Raw genomic sequence first — 23166 nt, forward strand, 5'->3', positions numbered from 1 at the left:
CGCAGGGCTCGGCACCATCCTCGCGGCTCGGACACGCACGGCACCGTCTGCCGTCGCCGGGATGGCCCAACAACGGACCGATTGCACCCGGTCGGCCTACACGGCGCGGGGTCCGACGGGTCGGGCCGGCCGCTCCGGCCCGACCGCGTACGGCGGAAGCTGCGCCGGGCTCACCCGCTCCCCCAGCACCTCGGCCATGAACTGCACCAGCCACCGCTGGGAGGGGCTGCGGGAGGACTCGTGCCGGGCGTAGAGGGCGACCTCGATCGGCTCGGTCTCGAAGGGCAGCCGGACCAGCCGCAGCCGGTGGGACGCGGTGAAGACCTCGCCGACGTACTCGGGGACGATGGCGATCAGGTCGGTCTGTTCCAGCAGGTAGGGCAGCATCGAGAAGCGGGTGGCGTCGACCACCACGCGGTCCAGCAGGTCGTGCGTGGCGAGAACGGCCCGCGGCACGACATGCCCGCTGGAGCCGAAGACGGTGGCGTGGTGCTCGGCGGCGAGCTCCTCCAGGGTGACCGCCTCGCCCCGGATCCGGGGGTGGTCGGCGGCCACCATGGCGACGTAGCGCTCGTGGAAGAGCGGGATCCGCACGGTCCGGTGGGAGGTCAGCACCGGGGTGGCCACGAACGCGTCGAGGTCGCCGCGGCGCAGCTGCTGCTCGGCGTCGTCCACGTCGAGCGGCCGGACGATGAACGACACCCGGGGCGCGCGCTCGCGGGCCGCCGCCAGGAGGCGGGGCAGCAGGGTGGCCTCGCCGAGGTCGGAGAGGGCCAGCGTGAAACGGCCCGGCATGGTGGCGGGGTCGAAGGCGTCGGCCTGGCGGATGGTGCCGTCGATCTCGGCCAGGGCCCGCCGCAGTGGCTCGTACAGCCGGCGGGCGCCGGCGGTGGGCGTCAGACCGCGTCCCGTGCGCCGGAACAGTTCGTCGTCGAAGTGCCGGCGCAGCTTGCCCAGGCTGTAGCTGACGGTGGGCTGGGTGACGTGGAGGGTCTCCGCGGTGGCCGTGACACTGCCGGTCTCGTACAGCAGCACGAACACCCGCGCGAGGTTGAGGTCGAAACTCCGCATGGTCCTCATATCGAGGAACTCTATATCGCCGCTCGGGAACATTTATTGGTGCCCATGTCGGGCCTTGCCTAGCGTGCGTCGCATCACCTGAAAGGAACGTCCGTGTCCTCCGTACGCCATGTCTCCCACGAGTTCCTGCGGCGCCAGGGGCTCACCACCGTCTTCGGCAATCCCGGCTCCAACGAGCTGCCCTTCCTGGCCGGCCTGCCGGACGGCTTCCGCTACGTCCTGGGCCTGCACGAGGGGGCGGTCGTCGGCATGGCCGACGGCTACGCCCAGGCCACCGGGCGGCCCGTGCTGGTCAACCTGCACGCGGCCGCGGGCTCCGGGAACGCGATGGGCGCGCTGACCAATGCGGTGGCCTCGCGCACCCCGCTGGTGATCGTGGCCGGACAGCAGGTGCGCCCCGCCGTCGGCCCGGAGGCCAACCTGGCCAACGTGGACGCGCCCTCGCTGATGAAGCCGCTGGTCGGCTGGGCGGCGGAGCCGGCGTGCGCCGAGGACGTGCCACGCGCGCTCGCGCAGGCCGTGTTCGAGGCCGAGCTGCGACGGCGGCCGACCTATCTGTCGGTGCCCTACGACGACTGGGCGGCCGATGCCGGCGACAACTGCCTGGCCGTGCTGGACCGGCGGGTCGAACGGGCCCGCGTACCGGACGAGGAGCAGGCCCGCCGGCTCGCCGAGCGGGTGGCGGCCGCCGAACGGCCCGCGCTGGTGCTGGGCGGCGACATCGACTCGGCCGGCCTGTTCGACGACGCCGTGCGGCTGGCCGAGCGCCTGGGCGGCCCGGTCTGGGCGGCGCCCTCGCTGTTCCGGCTGCCCTTCCCCAACCGGCATCCGCTGTTCCGCGGGGTGCTGCCGGCCGGGATCGCGCCCGTGTGCCGGGCGCTGGAAGGGCACGACCTCGTGCTGGTGCTGGGCGCGCCGGTGTTCCGGTACCACGAGTACCAGCCGGGCCGGTATCTGCCGGAGGGCACCCGGCTCATCCAGGTGACCGAGGACGCCTCCGCGGCCGCGCGGGCGCCGATGGGCGAGGCGCTGGTCGCCGACCCCGGCGCGGTGATCGACCTGCTGATCGAGCGGCTCGGCTCCCCCGCCGCGCCCACGGGCCCGTACCGGCCCGTGCCCGAGCCGCCGGCCGCCGAGCGGCCGCTGCTGCACCCCGAGGAGGTCTTCGCGGCGCTGCGCGATCGGCTGCCCGAGGACACCGCTTACGTGGTCGAGTCGACCTCGACGAACTCCTCCTGGTGGCACCAGATGGATCTGCGCCGGCCGGGCTCCTACTACTTCCCGGCCGCCGGCGGGCTGGGGTTCGGGCTGCCCGGCGCGGTCGGGGTCGCGCTGGCACAGCCGGACCGGCCGGTCGTGGGCGTGATCGGCGACGGTTCCGCCAACTACGGCATCACCGCGCTGTGGACGGCCGCCCAGCACCGCGTTCCGCTGACGATCGTGCTGCTGCGCAACGGGACGTACGGCGCGCTGCGCTGGTTCGGCGGGCTGCTCGGTGTGCCGGACGCCCCCGGCCTGGACATCCCGGGCCTGGACTTCACCCGGATCGCGGAGGGCTACGGGGTCCGCGCACGGCAGGTGGGCGGCGTCGAGGAGCTGCGGGCCGTCCTCGCCGAACGCCCCGACGGGCCACGGCTCCTCCAGGTCGACACGGCCCTCACCACGCCCTCCTGAGCACCACCCGACTCCCTCCCGAGCACCACCTGCCCGGCCCTGCCACACCCGGGCGACCCGACGAACCGCTACGACGAAAGGGACACCGATGGCACTCCTGGACAGCGACGTCTGGGCGAAGAAGTTCTTCAGCGACGGCTGGCGCAGCTCCGCCGCCGAGCAGCCGGTCGTCGAGCCGGCGACCGGCGACCAGCTCGCGACGGTGGGCCTGGCGACGGCCGAGGACGTCGGCCGGGCCGCCGCGCGGGCGGCCCAGGCGCAGCGGGCGTGGGCGACGACCTCCCCGCAGCGGCGGGCGGCGGTGCTGCGCCGGGCGGGCGAGCTGTTCGCCGAGCACGCCGCCGAGGTGGAGGACTGGCTGGTGCGCGAGGCCGGTTCGGTACGGGCCAAGGCGGGCTTCGAGGTGGGGCTCGCGGTGGGCGAGTGCTTCGAGTGCGCGGGGCTGCCGACGCATCCGCAGGGCGAGGTGCTGACTTCCGAGGAGGCCCGCTGGTCGCTGGCCCGGCGCCGCCCGGCCGGTGTGGTGAGCGCCATCGCGCCCTTCAACTTCCCGCTGATCCTCGGTCTGCGCTCGGTGGCGCCCGCGCTCGCCCTGGGCAACGCGGTCCTGCTCAAGCCGGATCCGCGCACCGCGGTGAGCGGTGGCGTGGTCATCGCGCGGATCTTCGAGGAGGCCGGGCTGCCGGCCGGGGTGCTGCACCTGCTGCCGGGCGACGGCGCGGTCGGCCAGGCGGTGGTCGAGGCCCCCGAGGTGCGGGTGGTCTCCTTCACCGGGTCCACGGCGGTCGGGCGGGCGATCGGCGAGCGGGCGGGCCGACTGCTCAAGCGGGCCCATCTGGAGCTGGGCGGCAACAACGCCCTGGTGGTGCTGGAGGGCGCGGATGTGCACAAGGCGGCGTCGGCCGGAGCGTTCGGCTCGTATCTGCACCAGGGGCAGATCTGCATGACGACCGGCCGTCACATCGTCCACGAGTCGCTGCTGGCGGAGTACACCGCCGCGCTGGTCGCGAAGGCGAAGGCGCTGCCGGTGGGCGACCCGGCCCGCGAGGACGTGGCGCTCGGCCCGCTCATCGACCGGCGTCAGCTGGAGCGGGTGCACGGCATCGTCACCGGGTCCGTAGCTGCGGGCGCCACCCTCGCGGCGGGCGGCGAGATCGTCGGCGCCGGCTACCGGGCGACCGTCCTGACCGGTGTGCGCCCCGACATGCCGGCCTGGCGCGAGGAGATCTTCGGCCCCGTGGCGCCCGTGACCGGCTTCTCCACGCTGGAGGAGGCCGCGGAGATCGTCAACGACTGCGAGTACGGGCTGTCCGTCGGCATCCTCGGCGACGTCGGTACGGCGATGAAGCTCGCCGACCGGATCGACTCCGGCAAGGTCCACATCAACGAGCAGACCGTCAGCGACGAGCCGAACGCGCCCTTCGGCGGGGTCAAGGCCTCCGGCACCGGCTCCCGGTTCGGGGGCGCGGCCGCCAACGTCGAGGCCTTCACCGAGACCCAGTGGGTCACGGTCCGCCCGGACATCGCCGACTACCCGTTCTGACACCCACCCCGATCCACCCGCTCTTGTCCGCCCGCACCCGTCCCCTGGGGGTCATGTCCCGATGACATCCACCGTCTCGTCCCGCACACCGGCGCAGTCAGGCACCACCGGGCGCAACGCCTGGACCGTCGTCCTGTGCTGGATCACCGTCATGCTCGAGGGATACGACCTCGTCGTCCTCGGCGCGATCATCCCGGTCCTGCTGCGCACCCATCACCTCGGCATGACCGCCGGTGACGCCACCACGATCGCGACGCTGTCGCTGGTCGGCGTGGCCATCGGCGCGGTGTTGGTCGGGCCGCTGGCCGACCGGCTGGGGCGGCGGCTGCTGCTCATCGGGGCGGTCGTGCTGTTCTCCGTGTTCACCCTGCTGGTGCCGCTGGCCGGCTCGGTGACGATGTTCGCCGTGCTGCGCCTGATCGCCGGGCTCGGCCTCGGCGCCTGCATGCCGGTGTCGCTGACGATGATGGCCGAGCACATGCCGGCCGCACGCCGGGCCCGGGCCAGCACACTGACCATGACCGGCTACCACACCGGCGCCGTGATCACCTCGCTGCTCGCGCTCCAGGTGACGGACAACTGGCAGATCCTCTTCTACGTCCTCGGCGCCGCCGGCCTCGTCATCGCCGCCGTCCAGTGGTTCCGGCTGCCGGAGTCGGAGGCGTTCGTCCGGGCCAGGGAGTCGGAGGGCGCGCACCGGGTGCCGTTCACGGAGCTGCTGAAGCCGGCGTACCTGCGTGCGGGCATCGGGATCTGGGTGGCCTCCTTCATGGGGCTGCTGCTCGTCTACGGCCTCAACACCTGGCTGCCGAAGCTGATGAACGACGCCGGCTACCCGGTTCCCACGGCCGTCACCCAGCTGCTGGTGCTCAACGCCGGAGGTGTCGTCGGGCTGGTCGTGGGCGGCCTTGTCGCCGACCGCCGGGGCATCAAGGGCACCACGCTCGTCTGGTTCGCGGTCTCGGTGCTGATGCTGGCCTGCCTGAGCGTCAAGATGGACAGCGACCTGCTGCTCGGCACCGTCGTCTTCTGCACGGGCGTGTTCGTGTTCTCCGCGCAGGTGCTCGTCTACGCCTACGTGACCGCGTACTACCCGGCCGCCGTCCGCGGCACCGCCCTGGGCTCGGCCTCCGGGATCGGCCGGATCGGCTCGATCGTCGGCCCGTCGATCACCGGTGCCCTGGTCACCGCGGGCATCGGTCACCCGTGGGGCTTCTACTTCTTCGCCACGGTCGCGGTCCTCGGCTTCGCCGCCGTGCTGACCCTGCCCCGGGCGACGCGGACCGCGCAGGCGGCGCCCGCCGAGTGACGCCTCGCGGGGCCGGCTCCGGGCGTCACCCACGCCCCGAGCCGGCCCCGGACGGCACGGCCGCCCCGCGGACCCGGCCGGCGGCCACCCGCAACCCCCCGTGCCTCTGCGCAGTTGCTTCCCTGTACCCCATGCAACGGAGGCTTCCCTTGCGTATGACCGACATCCAGCGCTGCGAGGTCCGGCCCGGGCTGCTCGTCGAATGGAGTCTCGATCCGGCGGCCGTGCGGGCCGCGACCGGTCTGCCGGACGACTCCCGGCCGCCGGCGTACATCCAGGAGTCGCACATCAGGACGGCCAGGTCCGTGCGGGAGGGCGGCCTGTTCGTGCCGACCTGGCTGGGCACCGCGTTCGACATCCCGGGCAGGGTCGACCTGGACGCCCTTCAGGAGGCGCTGCGCGGCTGGATGCTCCGGCACGAGACGCTGCGCAGCGGCTTTCGCTGGGCCGGCGACGACATGCGCCGGTTCACGCTGGACGCCGCCGACGTGTCGCTGCGCCGCGAGACGATCGGCGAGTTCCGCGACGCGGACGTGCTGGTGCGGTATCTGCAGGATCGCTTCGACGTGGTGGCGGACGCGCTGCGCTGGCCGAACTTCCTGTACACGGCCGTGGTCAGGGAGGACGGCGCCAGCGTGTACATGGCCTTCGACCACAGCAACGTCGACGCCTACTCCGTGCAGCGCATTCCGGCCGAGATCCACGAGCTGTACGCCGCGGGCGCCCGGGGCATCCGCCCCGAACGCGAACCGGCCGGCAGCTACGTCGACTTCTGCCGGACCGAGCGCACCAGCGCCGACGAGATCGACGGCACGGACGCGGTCGTCGAGCGCTGGCGGGAGTTCATCGACCGGTGCGACGGCAGGCTGCCGAACTTCCCCGTCGACCTCGGTCTGAAGCCCGGTGGGCGGCTGCCCCGGCAGAAGCTCATGCGGGAGATGCTGGTGGACGCCGAGGACGCGGCGGCGTTCGAGGCGTACTGCCGGCCCTTCGGCGGGAGCCTGGTCGGTGTCCTGGCGGCCACCAGCCTCATCGTCCACGAGATCGGCGGGCGGCCGGTGTACCGCACGGTCGTGCCGTTCCACACCAGGCGGAACTCCCGGTGGCTGGAGTCGGTGGGCTGGTACGTCGGCGGCGCCCCGGTGGAGATCCACACCGCCCGGGCACCCGACTTCGACAGCCTGCTGCGGACGGTGAGCGCCCAGTTCCGCGCCAACAGGTCGCTGGCCCGGATGCCGCTCGCCCGCGTGCTGCGCCTGCTCGGCTCGGACTTCCGTCCGACCTCGCCGGACCTGTACTCGATCGTCTCGTTCGTCGACGCGCGGGGCATCCCGGGCTCGGAGCGCTGGACGGAGCTGAAGGCCTACGGCCTGCTCCGGGTGTCCTACGGCGACCAGGTGTGCGCGTGGGTCACCCGGCTCCACGAGGGGCTGCAGTTCGCGAGCCGCTACCCGGACACCGATGTCGCGCACAAGAACCTGCGGCTGTACGTCGAGCGGCTGCGGGAGGTGATCGTGTCGGTGGCCCGCTCTCAGCAGCCCGGGGGATCCTCCGGCAGGGCCAGTTCCGCCCAGATCACCTTGCCCTGAGGGGTGTAGCGGGTGCCCCAGCGCTCGGTCATCTGGGACACCAGGAACAGTCCCCGGCCGCCCTCCTCGGTGGTCGCGGCGTACCGCAGGTGCGGTGAGGTGCTGCTGCCGTCGGACACCTCGCAGATGAGGGTGCGGTCGTGGATCAGCCGCACATGGATGGGGTCGGAGCCGTAGCGGAGGGCGTTGGTGACGAGTTCGCTCAGGACGAGTTCGATGCTGAAGGCGAGCTCGCCGAGGCCCCACTCCTCGAGTGTCGCGCTGGCCGCGTCGCGGATCCGGGCGACGGCGGCCGGGTCGGCCGGCACGTCCCAGTCGGCGATCCGGTCGGCCGGCAGCGCCCGGGTGCGGGCGATCAGCAGGGCGACGTCGTCCTTGGGCCGCGGGGGCAGCAGGGCCTCCAGCACGGCCTGACAGCTCTGCTCCGGGGGCCGGTCGGGGTGACCGGCGAGGGCCGTGCGCAGCAGTTCCATCCCCTCGTCCAGGTCGCGGTTGCGGTCCTCGATCAGGCCGTCGGTGTACAGCACGAGCTGGGTTCCCTCCTCCAGCTCCACCTCGGCCGTGCGGAACGGCATGCCGCCGAGGCCCAGCGGCGGCCCGAAGGGCAGCTCGGGGAAGGTGGCGCTGCCGTCCGGGTGGACCAGCGCGGGCGCGAGGTGTCCCGCGCGCGCCATGACACAGCGGCGGGTCACGGGGTCGTAGATCGCGTAGAGGCAGGTGGCACCGACGACGCCCGCGGCGGCCTCCGGGCAGGCCTCGTCCTGATCGATCCGGCCGACGAGGTCGTCCAGGTGGCTGAGGAGTTCGTCGGGGGGCAGGTCGAGGGTGGAGAAGTTGTGCACCGCGGTGCGCAGCCGGCCCATGGTGGCGGCGGCGTGCAGTCCGTGGCCGACGACGTCTCCGACGACCAGCGCGACGCGGCCGCCGGGCAGCGGGATCACGTCGAACCAGTCGCCGCTGACACCCGACTGGGCGGGCAGGTAGCGGTAGCCGGCCTCGATGGCGCTCTGCTCGGGCAGGGCCCGCGGCAGCAGGCTGCGCTGGAGGGTGACCGCCATGGCGTGCTCACGGGAGTAGCGGCGGGCGTTGTCGATGCTGACGGCGGCGCGGGCCACCAGCTCCTCCGCCAGGGACAGCTCCTCCACGTCGAAGGGGCCGTGCTCCTTGATGCGCCAGAAGTTGACCACGCCGAGCACCACACCCCGGGCCAGGATCGGGGCCGTGATGAGCGAGTGGATGCCGTAGTCCACCATCCGCGCGGCGCGCTCCGGGTCCTGGAGATACCAGCCGTCGGCGGTCAGCAGATCGGGAACCAGCTCGGAGCGCCCGGTGCCGTAGCCGCGGCCCTGCGGGGTGGAGGGCAGGAAGTCGATCAGCCGGCCCTTCTCGTAGAGCGGGTGGTCGTCGCGGATACCGTGCACGGTGATCCGCCGGACGCCCGCCGCGGTGGGGCCCGGCTCCTCGCCGTACAGCACGCCGTCGGCGAGGTCGACGGTGACGAAGTCGGCGAAGCGTGGGACGGCGACCTGCGCGAGTTCGTCGGCGGTGCGGGTCACGTCGAGGGTGGTGCCGATGCCCAGGCCGGCGTCGTACAGGAGTTTGAGCCGCTCACGGGCGACCTCGGCCCGGCCGGAGAGGGCCTGGAGTTCGGTGGAGTCGCGCAGGGTGACGACCGTGCCCCTGGGACCTCCGTCACGGTCCGTGGGCCGCTGGTTGACGGCGAGCAGCAGGCCGCCGGCGAGGTGGACCTCGTCGGTGGCCTCGCGGCCGGAGGCGAGCAGCGCGACCGTCTCGGGCTCCAGGCCCGGCAGCTGCGTCACGGACCGGCCCTCGGCGTCCGGGGGCAGGTCCAGCAGCCGGCTGGCCTCGTCGTTGGCGAGCAGCAGCCGTCCGTCGTCGTCGACGATGAGCACTCCTTCGCGTACGGAGTGCAGCACCGCGTCGTGGTGGTCGTACATGCGCCGCATCTCGTCCGGGGCGAGGCTGTGGGTCTGGCGGCGCAGCCGCCTGCCCACGAGCGCCGTCACGGCGGTGGCCACGCCGAGCGCGACGGCTCCGGCGGTGAGGATGAGCGGGATCTGCCGGTTCACCTGGCTGGTGACGTGCTTGACCTTCAGCCCGGCGGAGACCAGGGCCACCACATGGCCGTCGGCGTCGTCGACGGGGACGGTGGCCTGCATCTCCTCACCGAGCGGTCCGTGGACGCTCTCGGTGTAGACCTTGCCCGCCAGGGACGGTCCGATCGTGCCGACGAAGCGCTTGCCGATGCGATCGGGCAGGGGGTGGGTGTAGCGGATGCCGTGGGTGTCCATGACCACGATGAAGTCGACGCCCGCGGACTTGCGCCCCGCCTCGGTCAGCGGCTGGAGCACGGCCGACGGGTCGGGGGCCTTCAGTGCGGTCACGACGCCCGGGGAGTGCGCGAAGGTCTGGGCGACGGCTATGGAGCGGCGCTTGGCCTCGGCGCTGGTGTCCCGCTCCGACTGCATGAGGAGAGCGAAGACGGCGAAGGCCACCAGCAGCACCACGAGGGCCACCTGCAGGAGGAACATCTGTCCGGCGACGCTTCGCGGACTCTTTCCCACCAGCGACCGCCACGATATCCGTCGAAGACGGGCAAAACGGTCTGCCATTTGGCCTTTCTAGCATCGACTTGCCCGAGTCGTCACGGCTTGAGCCGATAATCCTGCGTGACAGATATCACGAGCATGCCGGGAACCAGGCGATATGGATCACAGGACCGGCCGGTCAGGGCATGGTCACAGAGGTCACGGCCGGCCGCTTCAGGCGGCCGGCCGGCCGCGGAGCAGGGTGTCCAGGTGGTCCAGGATCCAGACCCAGGTGTCCTGCGGGCCGGGGGCGCTGTGGCTGAACCCTCCGGCCAGCTCCAGGCTGACGTAGCCGTGCAAGACGGAGCCCAGCAGGCGGACGGCGTGCGTCTGGTCCGGTTCCGGCAGGCCGTAGCCGCGCAGCACCGCCCGCATCATCTGGGCGTGCCGCACGCCCGCGCTCGCGGCGGCCGTCTCGGGGTCGAGGCGGAGCCGGGCGGCGGCGTAGCGGCCGGGGTGCTCGCGCGCGTAGTCGCGGTACACGTCCGCGAACGCGGCCAGGGCGTCCCGGCCGGCCCGCCCCGCCAGGGCGTCGGCGGCCCGGCCGGCGAGCTCCTCCAGCGCCAGCAGGGCGATCCTGGTCCTGAGGTCCTGGGAGTTCTTCAGGTGTGAGTACAGGCTGGCGACCTTGACGTCGAACCGTCTGGCCAGCGCCGACACGGTCACCTGGTCGAAGCCGACCTCGTCGGCCAGATCGGCTCCCGCCCGGACCAGTCGTTCGGTGGTGAGTCCAGCGCGCGGCACGGCTGACATCCCTTCGTTTCCCTGAAGGGATTATGCGCTTTCCTAAAGTTCTTAGGCAACCTCCTCGGGCCCGCCGGGCCTGTCCGGTGTCCTCAGCGGGCAGCCGTACGGCCGGCCAGGGCCCGGGCGACCCGTGTGGCCGCGTACTCCGCACCGGCGACGAAGCGCATCATGGGGCCGAACATCGGGGCGGCCAGCGATCCGGTGAAGTGCAGACCCGGCACCGACGACTCGAAGCCGGCGGACAGCCGGGGCGCCCTCGAGCCGGGCACGTGCTCCAGCGCGCCGCGCACCGCCGGTGAAAGGAAGGGCACCGCGTCCAGGTCGAGGCGGTATCCGGTGGCGGCCAGCACATGGTCGACGGCGAGGGTCTCCGCCGCGCGGCCCGGCCCGGCGAGGTCCAGCCGGACGCCGGCCCCGGACGCCTCGGCCCGGGTGACCCGGCACGCCGTGCGCACCGGTACGACCCCCTCGACCCGGTTCCGCAGCCACCATCCGCCCGAGGGCCGCAGCGCACGCCGGAACAGCAGCAGCCGGGCGGCGGCCGGCAGGTGCCGCACGCCGCCCGGGGCCCGGCAGACCGCGGCCAGGATCCAGCCGGTGCCCAGCGGCGAGGCGGGCCGGGCGATCCGCAGCGGCCACGGCCGGGTCAGGGTGGGAGTCGTCCCCCACAGCACGCTCCGCTCCCGCACCAGCACCTGCGCCCGGGCACCCGCCTCGTTCAGCAGTGCCGCGCTCTCCAGCGCGGACTGGCCGCCTCCGATCACCGCGACCCGCCGGCCCGCGTAGCGGGAGAGGTCGGTGTGATGGCTGGTGTGCGACACCAGCGCTTCGGCGCCCGGTCCCTCGGGCGCGAGGCGGCGCAGCTCCCGCGGTATGTGGGCCAGCCCGTTCAGGCCCGTGGCCACGACGGCGCTGCGGGCCGCGAGCTCCTCTCCGTCGTCCAGGCGAACGGTGAATCCGGAGCCGTCGGCCGCGCGGTCCACGGCCACCACCCGCGCCGCCTCCACCTCACCGACGTACCGCTTCTGGAACCACTGCCCGTAGCGGACGAACACGTCGCACGGGATCGGTGTCAGCTCGGTCAGCTCCGGCTCGCCGTGCCCCCGGAGGAAGTCCGCCAGCCGCCCGCCGGGCTCCGGCGCGGACAGATCGACGGCGTCCGGGGTCGACTTAAGGAACATCCCGGTCGCCATGGCGTGCCGCCAGCTGCCCATGACCTCGCCGAAGACCCGCACCGGCACACCGCGCGCCCGCAGATGGGCGGCGACGGACAAGCCGTACGGACCGGCGCCGATCACGGCGACCGGAAGCTCCTGATTCCCGGTGAACGCCTCCTCGCGGGCAGGGCGTTGCCCCGGAAGCGACTGCGTCATGCATCCCCCCGACTGGTCCCCTCGCCGCCTTCCCCAAGGCGGGCGCGACACTTCGGGACGGCACGACGGCACAGCGCCGCCGCGCACCTCCCCCCTCCGCCGCTCAGTGTTACCCATCGGCCGCCGCGGGAATGCCAAATGGGGCCACCTTGCCAAAAGATGGTCAAACCGTTGACCGAGGACGGCCGTACGGACAGGACGAAGGCCTGCCCTGGCGGGGCAGGCCTTCGGGCGCGGACCGTCAGTGGTCCGTGCCGGCGGGAGAGCTGACGGCCGGTGGTGCGGTCATCAGCTTCCCGAACAGGGCCATGCACGTGGAACAGTGACCAGCCCGCTGTGCGCTCGCGCCGTCGACGCGTTGGCCGAGCCGACGACCGCACAACGTCCTGGCCGCGTTCTTGGCCATGACATGCCACACCAATGCGCCGCCGGGTTTGTCGACTCCTGCACACATCTCATACATGATCGGCTCCCTTGATGGACGCCTCTCTCACTCCAGGAGACACCCGATCAGCCCCACCCACGCTGCCACGGGCGGCCATTCGGGTGACACGGCCCGGCCGGGGGGCCGGGGACAAAGCGCCCGCGGCGCGATGGAATCATGGGCGCCATGCGAAAAGGCGGTGCGATACGCACGGCGGCCCTGGTGGCCCTGTGCGGTGCGGTGACGATGTCCCTGACGTCCTGCGGCGGTTCCGGTCACAGGGACGCCAAGGACGCGGCGGGCAGCGGTCGCCGCACGGACGACGCACCGCCGCCGCCCACCTCCTTCGAGCGCGTACCCGGCATCGGCGACCGGCTGTGGCAGCGCATACCCGCCGGCTCCCGCCAGGTCGTCGCCGTCTACGGCGCCGGACCCGACTCGCCCGACTCGACCGTCGAGCTCTTCGTCAAGGACGGTTCCACCTGGAAGCGCGAGCGGTCCTGGGCAGCGCACAACGGCAGGAAGGGCTGGACCACGGACCACCACGAAGGCGACAAGCGCAGCCCCGTCGGGGTGTTCACGCTGAGCGACGCGGGCGGTGTCCTGGACGACCCCGGGGCCAAGCTGCCGTACACCAGGTCCGCCTCGTTCCAGGCACCCCACTCCTGGAACAAGGCCTACTGGCACGACTTCGACTACGTCATCGCCATCGACTACAACCGGCTCAAGGGCACCTCGCCCAACGACCCCACACGGCCCGAAGGGCAGAGCAAGGGCGGAAGCATCTGGCTGCACATGGACCATGGCAGCGGCACCTCGGCGTGTGTGAGCCTGTCGAAGTCGGCGATGCGGTACCTGCTGCGCACCCTGGACCCGCGCCGGCACCCGGTCGTGGTGATGGGCGACAGGCAGGACCTCAAGGCCTGACGGCGGGCGCGTCGCCGCCCGGGCCGTCGAGCAGGGCGATGCGGGCGATGACGCGTTTGCCCACGGGCTCCCGCCGCGCCTCGAACCCCTGCACGACCGCCAGCACGATCTCCAGGCCGTGCTGCCCGACCCGGCCCGGATCGGCGGCCCGGGCCACCGGCAGCACCGGATCGCTGTCCCAGACCGCGACCTCCACCGTGTCACCGGCGACCAGCAGGTCCATCAGGATGGGCCCGGCGGCGTACTTGCGGGCGTTGGTGACCAGTTCGCTGACCACCAGCTGGGTCAGGTCCATGGCCCGGTCCGAGACCGGCAGGCCGTGCTCGGCCCGCACCCGGGCCAGAAACCCGGCCGCGAGACGGCGGGCCTCGGCGATGCAGGTGGCGTCCCCGCAGAGGGCCGCCGCCGCTCTCGGCGCTCCGGCGTCCGAGGCCCTGCCCTCACCTCCGAGGAGTACGGAATCCATGTCCACCGCCTTCACTGTCCACCGGGCTGCGTGTACCCCTCTTCCGGCCGGACACGCCCAGGCAATTCCTGTCATCTCCGTCACATCCACCCCGGCGGTGACGTCCGGCCGTCCATCCGGCCAACCGTCCACCAACCGTCCGTCAACCGGACAGCCCGGCGACAACCTGCCCAATACATCTACCGTCTGTGGTACCGGCGAGGCCAAGGCCGAGCGGGCCGGCCCGAACGCGTCGAGGGGAGACGGCCGATGACGGAGGAGACGGCAGAGCAGGAACCGGCAGCGGGCCCGGGGCCGTCGTCGCGCTCCGGGAGGTGGGCGTACGCCGCTACACCACCGACCAGGTGATCCTCGACGCCGTCGACCGGACGGTCCGGCCCGGTGAGCACTGGGCGCTGCTGGGCGCCAACGGGGCCGGCAAGACCACGCTGCTGCGGCTGCTCGGCGCCCTGATGCACCCCACCACCGGCACCGTCGAGGTGCTGGGCAGCCGGCTCGGCCGGGTCGACGTACGGGAACTGCGCGCCCGCATCGGGCATGTGACCTCCGCCCAGCGCGTGCCCCAGGACCTCGACGCCCACACGGTCGTACTGACCGGCCACACCGGCACCGTGCAGCCGTTGTGGCGGATGTACGACGAGGTCGTACGGCAGCGGGCCCACGAGCTCCTGGCGGAACTGGAGATCAAGGAACTGGCGGACCGGCCGTACGGGGTCTGCTCGGGCGGACAGCGGGCGCGCGTCCTCATCGCCAGGGCGCTGATGGCGGATCCGGCCCTGCTGCTCCTGGACGAGCCGTTCAACGCCCTGGACCTGCCCTCCCGCGAGGATCTCGTCGACGCCATGCACCGGCTGGCCGAGGGCCGTCCGCGGCTCGCCACCGTGACGGTCACCCACCACCTGGAGGAGCTCTCGCCGGCCGTCAGCCACGCGCTGCTGCTGCGCGAGGGCCGGGTCCTGGCCCGGGGGCCGGTGGAGGAGACGCTGACCGGCACCTGGCTGACGGCCTGTTTCGGCCGTCCCATCGCCGTGAACCGGCACGAGGGCCGCTGGTGGGCATACTCCGGACGACAGGGCTCGTAACGGTCGGTTACCGCCGGTTCGTCGCACGGCAGGGACGGACGCGCTTTCCACTACCGGGAGTAACGTGATCAACTTTGGCACCAGGCGCTCTCCACAACCAAGTTGAGGGCTCGCCGTGCCGTCCGACACCCCCGTGCGAGGTAACCCCATGCCGTCCCAGGACGATGCTCTGCAGCAAGCGCATACCGACTACCAGCAGCACATACGAAGCTGCCGCCAGTGCCACGCCGACACCGTGCCGTGCGCGGTGGCCAAGCACCTGCTGCGCCTGTACAACAACGCCAGACGGAGCGCCGCCCGCGGCGACTGACCGGGCGGAGGCGCCCACGCCGGTCTCACCTGGCGGCGCGCCGGATGCGGTGGAGCAGCAGGAAGCCGGCGATGACCAGCGCCGCACCTGCGGCCGCCGGCCACAGGCGTGTACCGGTCTCGGCCAAGTCGCCCTGGACCGTCTGGGGTTCGGTCTGCGCACTGCCGGTGGATCCGGACGGGCCCGGGCCCGTCCCGCCGGACGCGCCGTTCCCGGAGGGGGACGGTGCCTGTGTGGGGTCGCCGACGTCGCCGCCGCTGCCACCGCTGTCCCGGCTGCCTCCGACGTCCTGCGAGGCGTCGGCGGACGCGGTACGCGCGGGCGCGGGGGTCGCCGAGACGGTGCGCGGGGGCGCAGAGGTTGCCGAGGTGGCGCGCGGGGACGCAGGGCTCGCGGAAGGGGTGCGCGCGGGTGCCGTGCGCGCCGGTGAAGGGCTCGCGGAGGCGGTGCGTGAGGGCTTGGCCGTCGCGGGCGCGGGTTCGGCCGGGCTCTTCGTGGCGGTGGGTGAGGTGGCGGCCTCGGGTTCCGCCGGGGGCCGGGTCTCCCGCGGCGGCACGGGGGTGTGCGACGGCTTCTGATCCCTCCCGGAGCCGCACTGTCGCCCGCTGTTGATGCAGTCGACCATCTCCCGCATGAGACGGTCGTCGAAGACGTTGATGAAGTCGCCGTGGTCCGTGACCGGCTTGTGCAGCTGCTCGGGGAAGGAGTCCACGGCGAACAGCGGACTCGTGCGGCCGCCGTCCGCCAGGCTCGGGGCGGCGACGTCGTAGACGATGCGCTGGACCAGTCGCGGGATGGCGCGGAACCCGTCCGGGCAGCTGCCGTCGGCGCCGGCGAAGGCCACGTGGGTGCGGTGGTTGGCACTGTCGATGTTCCGGCCGTCCCAGCAGCTCTGGAACCTGAAGGTGCGCACCACCTTGCTGCCGGCGGGGCACAGCGGGTACTTGTCCTTCAGCCGGCGGTCCTCGAAGCCGGTGCAGGACCAGGAGGCGTTGGCGTTGGCGGGGCCGTTGACGAACGCCTTGGCGTCGCCGGTGATGATGCGCAGGAAGCGCGGCATGGCGGTGACCTTGCCGCGCGGGTTCCCCCCGAAGGTCAGCGTCACCTGCTCGGGCGTGACGATCCGGCCCGTGTTGCCCTCGGTACCGCCGCCGGGCGCGTCGGCGTCCCGTTCCCGGGTGCCGTCGCGCAGCCGCAGCACGGGCCAGTAGTACGTCGACCTGTCGCCCTTGTCGGCGCAGCTGGTGTCGCCGTTCGCCAGGGTCTCGTCGCTCGCGAAGGCGTTGTTGGCCTGATTGCCGACGTAGTCGTGGAAGTGGTGGGCGCCGTTGCCGACGCCGGGGGCGACGATCACGTTGTCCGAGTTGAACAGGCCGTTCGCGTTCACCCCGCAGCTGGAGGTGAAACTGCCGCGCGAGGCGTCCGCCTCCTCCCGTGGCCCGTTCCCCTCGGGCCGCACGCCGGTGATGTCCGCGTAGTCCGCGGCCGCGGGACCGTTCTGTTCCCCGCCCTGAGCCCGGCCCCCGTCCTTGCCTGCGCCCTGACTCCGGCCCACGCCCTGGTTCTGGTCCACGCCCTGGTTCCGGTCCGGTTCGGTGGCCGAGGCGTAGACGTTGCCCACCATCAGGCCACCGCCGCCCAGGATGAGCGCGACCGCGGCGAACGTGGCGCGTCGCGGGCCGGTGGGTCGTCTGCGCGAGGGGCGTCTCACGAAAGTGCTCCTGGACGTCGTCGTGGCCGGGCCGGGCATGGGGATCCCCCGGTCCCATACGGACGTGAGCCGCCGGGTGTTCAAACGTCCACGCGATTCACAGCAACCTCATGGGCGGTCCGGTGGGCCGCCGAGCGGGTGACGACGCCTCGGCAGGAGGGCGTCGGGGCGGCGGAATTGGTGGCCGTGATCCCCGGACGCGCCGCTCCGGTTCTCCCACATACCGGCACAGAACGTGTGTTATTCATTCATGCACTCACCTACGCGGCGCACCTTGCTCAGTGCCTCGATCTTGGCTGCCGGCTCGGGACTCCTGGGCGCCTGTTCCGGGGCCGACTCCTCCTCGGAGTCGGGCCCGCACCCGGGGACCACGCGGGGTGCGGAGTCGGCCTCCGGCGGCACCCGGCGCTTCGTTCCCAAGGGGCCCAAGGGGTATGTGAACCCGTCCGACCCCGAGGTCCTCGCCGCCGAGAAGAAGCGCGGTGGCGGGCCGGTGCGCAGGTTCAGGCTCACTGCGGCCGAGGCACGGGTGGACCTCGGCGGACGCACCGTCAGGACCTGGGCGTACGGGGACGACCTGCCCGGCAAGGAGGTCAGGGTCACCGCGGGGGACATCCTGGACCTCACGCTCGCCAACCACCTGCCCGTGGACACCACGCTGCACTCGCACGGTGTGCGCCTGCGCTGCGACATGGACGGTGTGCCGGACCTGACCCAGGCGGGCATCAAGCCGGGCGCGGAGTTCTCCTACCGCTTCGCCGTGCAGAATCCGGGCACCTACTGGCTGCACTCGCACTCCGGCATGCAGCTCGACCGCGGCCTGTACGCGCCACTGATCGTGGAGGACCCCAAGGAGCCGCTGACGTACGACAAGGAGTGGGTCGTCGTCCTGGACGACTGGGTGGACGGCGTGGACGGCTCCACCCCCGACTCCGTGCTGTCCCAGCTGCACCACGGAAAGCGCCCGCCGATGGACATGGGCACGGGCGGCATGTCCGGGCACGGCGGCTCCGCCGGTCACCACGTCACGGCCCGGGGGCCCGCACGGGCCGGCTCGTCCGGTCCCTCCCGTGTGCTGCGGGGCTCCCACAGCGACCTTCTGCACAGCATGGGCGGCAATGTCGACTTTCCCTGTTACCTGGTGAACGGCCGCCTCCCGCACGCCCCCACGGTGTTCCGGGCCAAGCCCGGGGACCGTATCCGGCTGCGCATCATCAACGCCGGCGCCGACACCGCGTTCCGGGTGGCCCTGGGCGGCCACGAGATGACGATCACCCACACTGACGGCTACCCGGTCCAGCCCAGGACCACGGACGCCCTGCTGCTGGGCATGGCCGAGCGCTACGACGTCCTGGTCACCGCCCAGGACGGGGTGTTCCCCCTGGTGGCGCTGGCCGAGGGCAAGAAGGGCAGAGCACTGGCGGTGCTGCGCACGGCCAAGACCGGGGCGCTGCCCGAGCCCTCGGTGCAGCCCGACGAACTCCAGGGCCGCCTCGTGCCGGCCCAGCGCCTGGTGCCGGGCGACTCGGTGGCGTACTCCGACCGCAAGCCGGACCGGCAGATCCGCCTGAGGCTGACCGGCAACATGAAGGACTTCAACTGGGCCTTCGACCACAAGCCCTACTCGGTCGAGCAGCGCCATGCCGTCCGCCAGGACGAGCGGGTCAGGCTCAGCGTCATCAACGCCACCAACATGTGGCACCCGATCCACCTGCACGGCCACACGTTCGCCCTGACCGGCCTGGACGCGGCCGGCGCGCGCAAGGACACGGCGATCGTGCTGCCGCACCGCAAGCTGGTGTTCGACTTCTACGCCGACAACCCCGGTCTGTGGATGCTGCACTGCCACAACCAGTACCACTCCGAGTCCGGCATGATGACCAACATCGGCTACCACAGGTGACCGGCGCGGGGCCCTGGGCCGTGCGGCCGGCGTCCCCTCGGAACCGCCGGCCGGCCGGGCCGCGCGGTCCGTCACCCCTTCGGCCCGCCCCGGCGGGCCCCCGGCCCGCCGCGCCTTCGATCCTGGCACGGGGAAGATGACCGTCGCTCCAGCGGCTGCGCGAGGACCCCGGGCTGTCCGTCAAGATCGTCGAGGAGCTGCTGCGTTACGAGCCGCCGGTGCAGCTGCTGCCGCAGCGCACCTGCATCACGGACATCGAGCTGCGCGGGGTGACGATCCCCAAGGGCGCGCGGATCTGGCTCGTCCTGGCGGCGGGCAACCGCGACCCGGAGCGGTTCAAGGACCCGGACCGGTTCGACCCGGACCGGTTCGACCCGGACCGCGCGGACCTCGAGCACCTCGGGTCCGGCAGTGGAATCCACAGCTGCTTCGGGGCGCCGCTGGCCCGGGTGGAGACCCAGATCGCGCTGGCCGAGCCGGCCCGTCGCCTCGACGGCCCGCGCCTGGTCGAGGACCCGCCGCGATACCGGGAGAACGCGGTGCTGCGCGGCCCGCGCCATCTCCCTCTCGACATCGACGGCGTACGCCCCTGACGTCGCCACGGGGACATCCGGTCTCGCTCCGGCCGCCGGTCGCGCAGCGTGCGGGGTCGATTACACCGAAGAAACTTCTGGACAACTTAGAAAAATCGGACAAAATGGTGTGACGTCCACCACGCGACTTCAAGGAGCCGCCCCCGCATGGCGTACGGAGCCCACCACAGCCCGACCCCGCCTCCCCACCCCGACCTGAGCCTGGCTCGTGACTGCGACCACTGCCTGGGCTGGGGAACCGTCATCACCCGCGACGGTCACCATGAACTGTGCGACACCTGCCAGCCCGACCCCGGCGGCGACCCGCCGTTCCCCGGATGAGGCCGCCCGGCACCGGTCCCTCCGAGTGGTGCCGCATCCGGCACGGTCGTAGCGTCGTTACAGCAATCGGACGTCGTCTGCCGGGAGCGAACATGCGCACACACACGGTGAGGACAGTGGTCACGCTGGCTGTTGCCGGAGTGCTCAGCGCGGGTCTGGCAACGGCTTCCGCCGCACCCGCGGGGCAGCCGTCGCCGTCGGCCGGGCACGGGGCGTCGCAGAGGCCCGTGCTCGTCGACTGTTTCTGGAAACCGCAGGCGCGCCCCGACGCGTTCATCCTCGCCTGCGGCGACGCCAACAGCCGCCTCTCCTCGCTGCACTGGTCGACATGGAGCGGCAGGAGCGCGGTGGCCCGGGGCGTCAACTTCGTCAACGACTGCAAGCCGTACTGCGCGAAGGGCACCTTCCACTCGTATCCGGTCATCGTGCGGCTGGACCGCCCGGAGCCCTGGAAGAAGGACCCGAAGGTGGAGCACTTCACCCGGATCAGCCTGGTCTTCACGGGCGCGCGGCCGGACGGGTACGACCGCGTGATGACCTCCCCGCTGTGGGACTGAGACCGTCGCGGCCTCTCCCCGGTTGGACTGAGGTGATGTGGGGCGGGTGCCCGCGAGAGCGGGCACCCGGTGGCGTCAGCCGCCGACGATCTCGGCGAAGCGCCGGGTGTCGATGTTGCCGCCCGAGACGATGACGCCGACCCTGCGGGGCAGCGCGTCGACCCGGCGGGCCAGCAGCGCGGCGAGGGCGCTCGCGCCGCTGGGCTCGACGACGATCTTCAGGCGTTCGAAGGCGAACCGCATGGCCTCACGGATCTCGTCGTCGCTCACCAGGCTGATCGCGTCCACCAGACGCCGGTTGAGCGAGAAGGTGAGCTCCCCGGGGATGTCGGCGGCCTGGCCGTCCGCGATCGTCCGGGGCACCGGCACGCCGACGCGCCGGCCGGCCGCGAGGGACCGCTTGGTGTCGTCGCCGGCCTCCGGCTCGACGCCGACGACCCGCAGGTCCGGCAGCAGGCCCTTGCCCACCGTGGCGCTGCCGGCGATCAGCCCGCCGCCGCCGACCGGGACGACCAGGGCGTCCAGCTCACCGGCCTCCTCGATCAGTTCCAGGGCCGCGGTGCCCTGGCCCGCGATGACGTGCGGATGCTCGTACGGCGGTATGAGCGCGAGCCCCCGGTCGGCGGCGAGTGCCTCCCCGATGGCGACGCGGTCGCCGGTGTAGCGGTCGTAGGTGACGACCTCCGCCCCGTAGCCCGCCGTCGCCTCCCGCTTGGAGCGCGGTGTGTCCTCCGGCATGACGATCACCGCGCCGGTGCCCAGCTCCCGGGCGGCCAGGGCCACGGCCTGGGCGTGGTTGCCGGAGGAGTACGCGGCGATCCCCCGGGCCAGCTGCCCGGCGGACAGCCGGGACGCGGCGTTGTAGGCGCCGCGGAACTTGAAGGCACCGACCCGCTGGAAGTTCTCGCACTTGACGTGCACCTCGGCGCCGACCAGGGCGTCCAGGGTGCGCGAGCGCAGGACGGGGGTGCGGTGCGCCACGCCCTTGATCCGCTCGGCGGCGTCACGGACGTCGTCCAGGGTGACGGACGCGGTCGCGGGTGCGGTGTCGGTCATGCGGGTGCCCTCCTGGCCGGTGTCGCTGCTCATCGCGTCATCCCAGCACCCCGCCCACCGGGCCGCCAACGAATTTCCCCCGCTGTTTCGCCGCCCCCACGGATGGAACCCGAAGGGCCCGTGAGCACCCCAGCCACCACCGCCACCGAGGGAGCGCCCGGTCATGCACTCGATCACCAAAGGCCTGCTGGCAGGCGCCGTGGGCACCCTCGCACCGGAGCTGGTGTCCTACGGCGGCATGCTGCTGCGCGGCCGGTCCGCCAGCGGCATCCCCGCCCAGGTCGCGGACCGTCTGGCCGGCCGCGCCCAGGTGCCGCTCGGGGACGGCGAGGAGAAGGACAACCGCGCCCAGGCGGCCGGGGCGCTGCTGGGGTACGCCATCGGTCTCGGGGCCGGAACGGCGTACGGGCTGCTGCGGTACCGCCGTCCGGCCCTGCCGATCTGGCTGGCCGGACCGCTGCTCGGCGCCGCCGCCATGACGGGCGCCGACGCCCCCGCCACCGCGCTGCGCCTGACCGATCCCACCTCGTGGAGCCCGACGTCATGGGCGTCCGACGTCGTACCGCACCTGGTGTACGGCCTGACGACCGCCGCGGCGCACCGGGCCATGGGCTGACCGGACGGGCCGGCGAGGCGGGAACCACCGGCCGGTCACACCAGAGGCGGGAAACCACGACGAGGGCGGGAACGAGCCGTGACGCTGCGCATCGGGGTCGAGGAGGAGTTCCACCTGCTGGACGCTCACAGCGGCCTGCCGGTGCCGGGTGCGCGTGCCGTGCTCGACCGGCTGACCGGACCCGGGTTCGCGCCCGAGTTCCAGAGCTGTGTCGTGGAGAGCAACAGCGGGGTGCACGAGACCCTCGACGGCCTCCGCGCCGACCTGGCCGCGTCCCGGCGCCGCCTGGACACGGCGGCCGCCCCGCTGGGTCTCGCGGCGGTGGCCGCCGGCACCGCGCCGCTGGCCCGGCTCGGCTCACGAGAGGGCGTCACCGACCATCCCCGCTACCGGCACATGGCCGACGAGTACCGCAGGGTCGCCGAGGAACAGCTGATCTGCAGCGCGCAGGTGCACGTCGACGTCCCCGACCGCGACACGGCGGTGCGCGCCATGTGCCTGGTGTCGCCGTGGCTGCCGCCGCTGCTCGCGCTGTCGGCGAGTTCGCCGTTCTGGCTCGGCGGTGACACCGGCTACGCGAGCTGGCGGACGATGCTGTGGCAGCGCTGGCCCACCGCCGGGCCGGCCGGGTGCTACTCCGGTGCCGCCGACTACGACGCGGCCCTGGAGGAACTGATCGGCTCGGGCGTCATCACCGACCCCGGAATGGTCTACTACGACGTACGGCCCTCCGCGCACCAGCGCACGCTGGAGCTGCGGATCTGCGACGCCTGCCCTCGGGTGGAGACGGTCGTCCTGGTCGCCGGGCTCTTCCGGGCCCTCGTCCACGACGCGTGCGCGCGGCTGGCCCGACCGGCCGGCCCCGCCTGCCCCGGGCACCACGAATGGCTGCGGGCCGCCGCCTGGCGAGCCGCCCGCTCCGGCCTCGAGGGCCCCCTGGTCGACCCGGTCACCCGGCGCGCGGTCCCCGCCCGCGAGGTGCTGCACGGCCTGCCGGACCGGCTGCGCCCGGCGCTGGAGGCGTCCGGCGACTGGGAGAGCGTGCGCGAACTGCTGGGCCGGGCGCTGGCCGACGGCAGCGCCGCACGCCGGCTGCGGCGGGCCGCCGAGAGCGGTGGCCTGCCCGCCGCGGTCCGTCTGCTGATCGCCGAGACCCGCGGCGACACCGGTGCCGTGGGATGCTCCGGCGCGGACGGCGGAACGCCTCCGGCGCGGTTTCGGACGCGCGCCGGCCGGGCACCCGTGCCAGGCTCGTGAGCGGGAACAGGGTGAGCGC

19 protein-coding genes and 1 pseudogene are annotated in these 23166 nt (G+C 72.9%); 13 read left to right on the top strand and 7 right to left on the bottom strand.

Annotated elements, in window-relative coordinates:
* Positions 1–96: 96 nt before the first annotated feature.
* Positions 97–1071, bottom strand: a complete 975-nt coding sequence (locus R2S09_RS19900; RefSeq protein WP_306189198.1) for a LysR family transcriptional regulator — start codon at positions 1069–1071, stop codon at positions 97–99.
* A gap of 102 nt (positions 1072–1173) precedes the next feature.
* Here R2S09_RS19900 and mdlC point away from each other — a divergent pair, with 102 nt between their 5' ends.
* The 4 genes from mdlC (at position 1174) to R2S09_RS19920 (ending at position 7195) form a co-directional block, all read left to right on the top strand.
* The gene (gene mdlC, locus R2S09_RS19905) at positions 1174–2754 is read left to right on the top strand and encodes a benzoylformate decarboxylase (RefSeq protein ID WP_306189160.1); all 1581 of its coding nucleotides are present in this window, start codon (positions 1174–1176) and stop codon (positions 2752–2754) included.
* Between the two features lie 88 nt (positions 2755–2842).
* The gene (locus R2S09_RS19910) at positions 2843–4297 is read left to right on the top strand and encodes a benzaldehyde dehydrogenase (protein WP_316742407.1); all 1455 of its coding nucleotides are present in this window, start codon (positions 2843–2845) and stop codon (positions 4295–4297) included.
* Between the two features lie 61 nt (positions 4298–4358).
* Positions 4359–5606 (top strand): aromatic acid/H+ symport family MFS transporter, encoded by a 1248-nt coding sequence (locus R2S09_RS19915; RefSeq protein WP_306189158.1) that lies wholly within the window; start codon positions 4359–4361, stop codon positions 5604–5606.
* A gap of 149 nt (positions 5607–5755) precedes the next feature.
* The gene (locus R2S09_RS19920; RefSeq protein ID WP_316742408.1) at positions 5756–7195 is read left to right on the top strand and encodes a condensation domain-containing protein; all 1440 of its coding nucleotides are present in this window, start codon (positions 5756–5758) and stop codon (positions 7193–7195) included.
* On the opposite strand, the gene R2S09_RS19925 is transcribed toward R2S09_RS19920, so the two are convergent.
* The 3 genes from R2S09_RS19925 to R2S09_RS19935 all read right to left on the bottom strand — a co-directional run bounded on the left by R2S09_RS19925 (position 7138) and on the right by R2S09_RS19935 (position 11924).
* The gene (locus R2S09_RS19925) at positions 7138–9747 is read right to left on the bottom strand and encodes a SpoIIE family protein phosphatase (RefSeq protein ID WP_306189156.1); all 2610 of its coding nucleotides are present in this window, start codon (positions 9745–9747) and stop codon (positions 7138–7140) included. The two genes, R2S09_RS19920 and R2S09_RS19925, sit on opposite strands and share 58 nt — an antisense overlap.
* Before the next feature lie 231 nt (positions 9748–9978).
* Positions 9979–10548 carry a TetR/AcrR family transcriptional regulator gene (locus R2S09_RS19930; RefSeq protein ID WP_316742409.1) on the bottom strand — a complete coding sequence of 190 codons (570 nt, stop codon included), beginning with the start codon at positions 10546–10548 and terminating at the stop codon, positions 9979–9981.
* 92 nt (positions 10549–10640) lie between these two features.
* Positions 10641–11924: an FAD-dependent oxidoreductase gene (locus tag R2S09_RS19935; protein ID WP_306189154.1), complete on the bottom strand. Its 1284-nt coding sequence runs from the start codon at positions 11922–11924 to the stop codon at positions 10641–10643.
* A gap of 610 nt (positions 11925–12534) precedes the next feature.
* On the opposite strand from R2S09_RS19935, the gene R2S09_RS19940 reads away from it, so the two are divergent.
* Positions 12535–13275: a L,D-transpeptidase family protein gene (locus R2S09_RS19940; RefSeq protein ID WP_306189153.1), complete on the top strand. Its 741-nt coding sequence runs from the start codon at positions 12535–12537 to the stop codon at positions 13273–13275.
* Here R2S09_RS19940 and R2S09_RS19945 read toward each other — a convergent pair.
* A complete protein-coding gene (locus R2S09_RS19945; RefSeq protein WP_306189152.1) occupies positions 13265–13741 on the bottom strand; it encodes an ATP-binding protein in 477 nt (158 codons plus the stop codon). The two genes, R2S09_RS19940 and R2S09_RS19945, sit on opposite strands and share 11 nt — an antisense overlap.
* A 314-nt stretch (positions 13742–14055) precedes the next feature.
* Between R2S09_RS19945 and R2S09_RS19950 the strand changes: the two genes are divergently transcribed.
* Positions 14056–14823 carry an ABC transporter ATP-binding protein gene (locus tag R2S09_RS19950; RefSeq protein ID WP_306189151.1) on the top strand — a complete coding sequence of 256 codons (768 nt, stop codon included), beginning with the start codon at positions 14056–14058 and terminating at the stop codon, positions 14821–14823.
* A gap of 148 nt (positions 14824–14971) precedes the next feature.
* Positions 14972–15133, top strand: coding sequence for a hypothetical protein (locus tag R2S09_RS19955; protein ID WP_306189150.1), 162 nt, complete (start codon positions 14972–14974; stop codon positions 15131–15133).
* Positions 15134–15158: 25 nt separating this feature from the next.
* On the opposite strand, the gene R2S09_RS19960 is transcribed toward R2S09_RS19955, so the two are convergent.
* A complete protein-coding gene (locus R2S09_RS19960; RefSeq protein WP_316742412.1) occupies positions 15159–16844 on the bottom strand; it encodes a DUF1996 domain-containing protein in 1686 nt (561 codons plus the stop codon).
* Between the two features lie 250 nt (positions 16845–17094).
* On the opposite strand from R2S09_RS19960, the gene R2S09_RS19965 reads away from it, so the two are divergent.
* The 4 genes and pseudogenes from R2S09_RS19965 to R2S09_RS19980 all read left to right on the top strand — a co-directional run bounded on the left by R2S09_RS19965 (position 17095) and on the right by R2S09_RS19980 (position 20218).
* Entirely contained in the window at positions 17095–18747 is a 1653-nt protein-coding gene (locus R2S09_RS19965; protein ID WP_306189148.1) for a multicopper oxidase family protein, read from the top strand.
* A 146-nt stretch (positions 18748–18893) separates the two neighbouring features.
* A pseudogene (locus R2S09_RS19970) lies at positions 18894–19340 on the top strand (cytochrome P450); the annotation flags it as partial.
* 147 nt (positions 19341–19487) lie between these two features.
* Entirely contained in the window at positions 19488–19661 is a 174-nt protein-coding gene (locus R2S09_RS19975; RefSeq protein WP_306189146.1) for a hypothetical protein, read from the top strand.
* Positions 19662–19753: 92 nt separating this feature from the next.
* Positions 19754–20218 (top strand): hypothetical protein, encoded by a 465-nt coding sequence (locus R2S09_RS19980; RefSeq protein WP_306189145.1) that lies wholly within the window; start codon positions 19754–19756, stop codon positions 20216–20218.
* Positions 20219–20293: 75 nt separating this feature from the next.
* Here the strand turns inward: R2S09_RS19980 and R2S09_RS19985 are convergent, their stop codons facing one another.
* Positions 20294–21274, bottom strand: a complete 981-nt coding sequence (locus R2S09_RS19985) for a pyridoxal-phosphate dependent enzyme (protein WP_306189197.1) — start codon at positions 21272–21274, stop codon at positions 20294–20296.
* A 163-nt stretch (positions 21275–21437) separates the two neighbouring features.
* On the opposite strand from R2S09_RS19985, the gene R2S09_RS19990 reads away from it, so the two are divergent.
* Complete coding sequence (locus R2S09_RS19990) at positions 21438–21890, top strand: hypothetical protein (protein WP_316742414.1); 453 nt, start codon at positions 21438–21440, stop codon at positions 21888–21890.
* 78 nt (positions 21891–21968) lie between these two features.
* Entirely contained in the window at positions 21969–23147 is a 1179-nt protein-coding gene (locus R2S09_RS19995; protein ID WP_306189143.1) for a glutamate--cysteine ligase, read from the top strand.
* The last annotated feature ends 19 nt before the right edge of the window (positions 23148–23166 follow it).

Origin of the sequence: Streptomyces sp. MK7 (assembly GCF_032658145.1) — a bacterium.
GTDB lineage: Bacteria > Actinomycetota > Actinomycetes > Streptomycetales > Streptomycetaceae > Streptomyces > Streptomyces spiralis.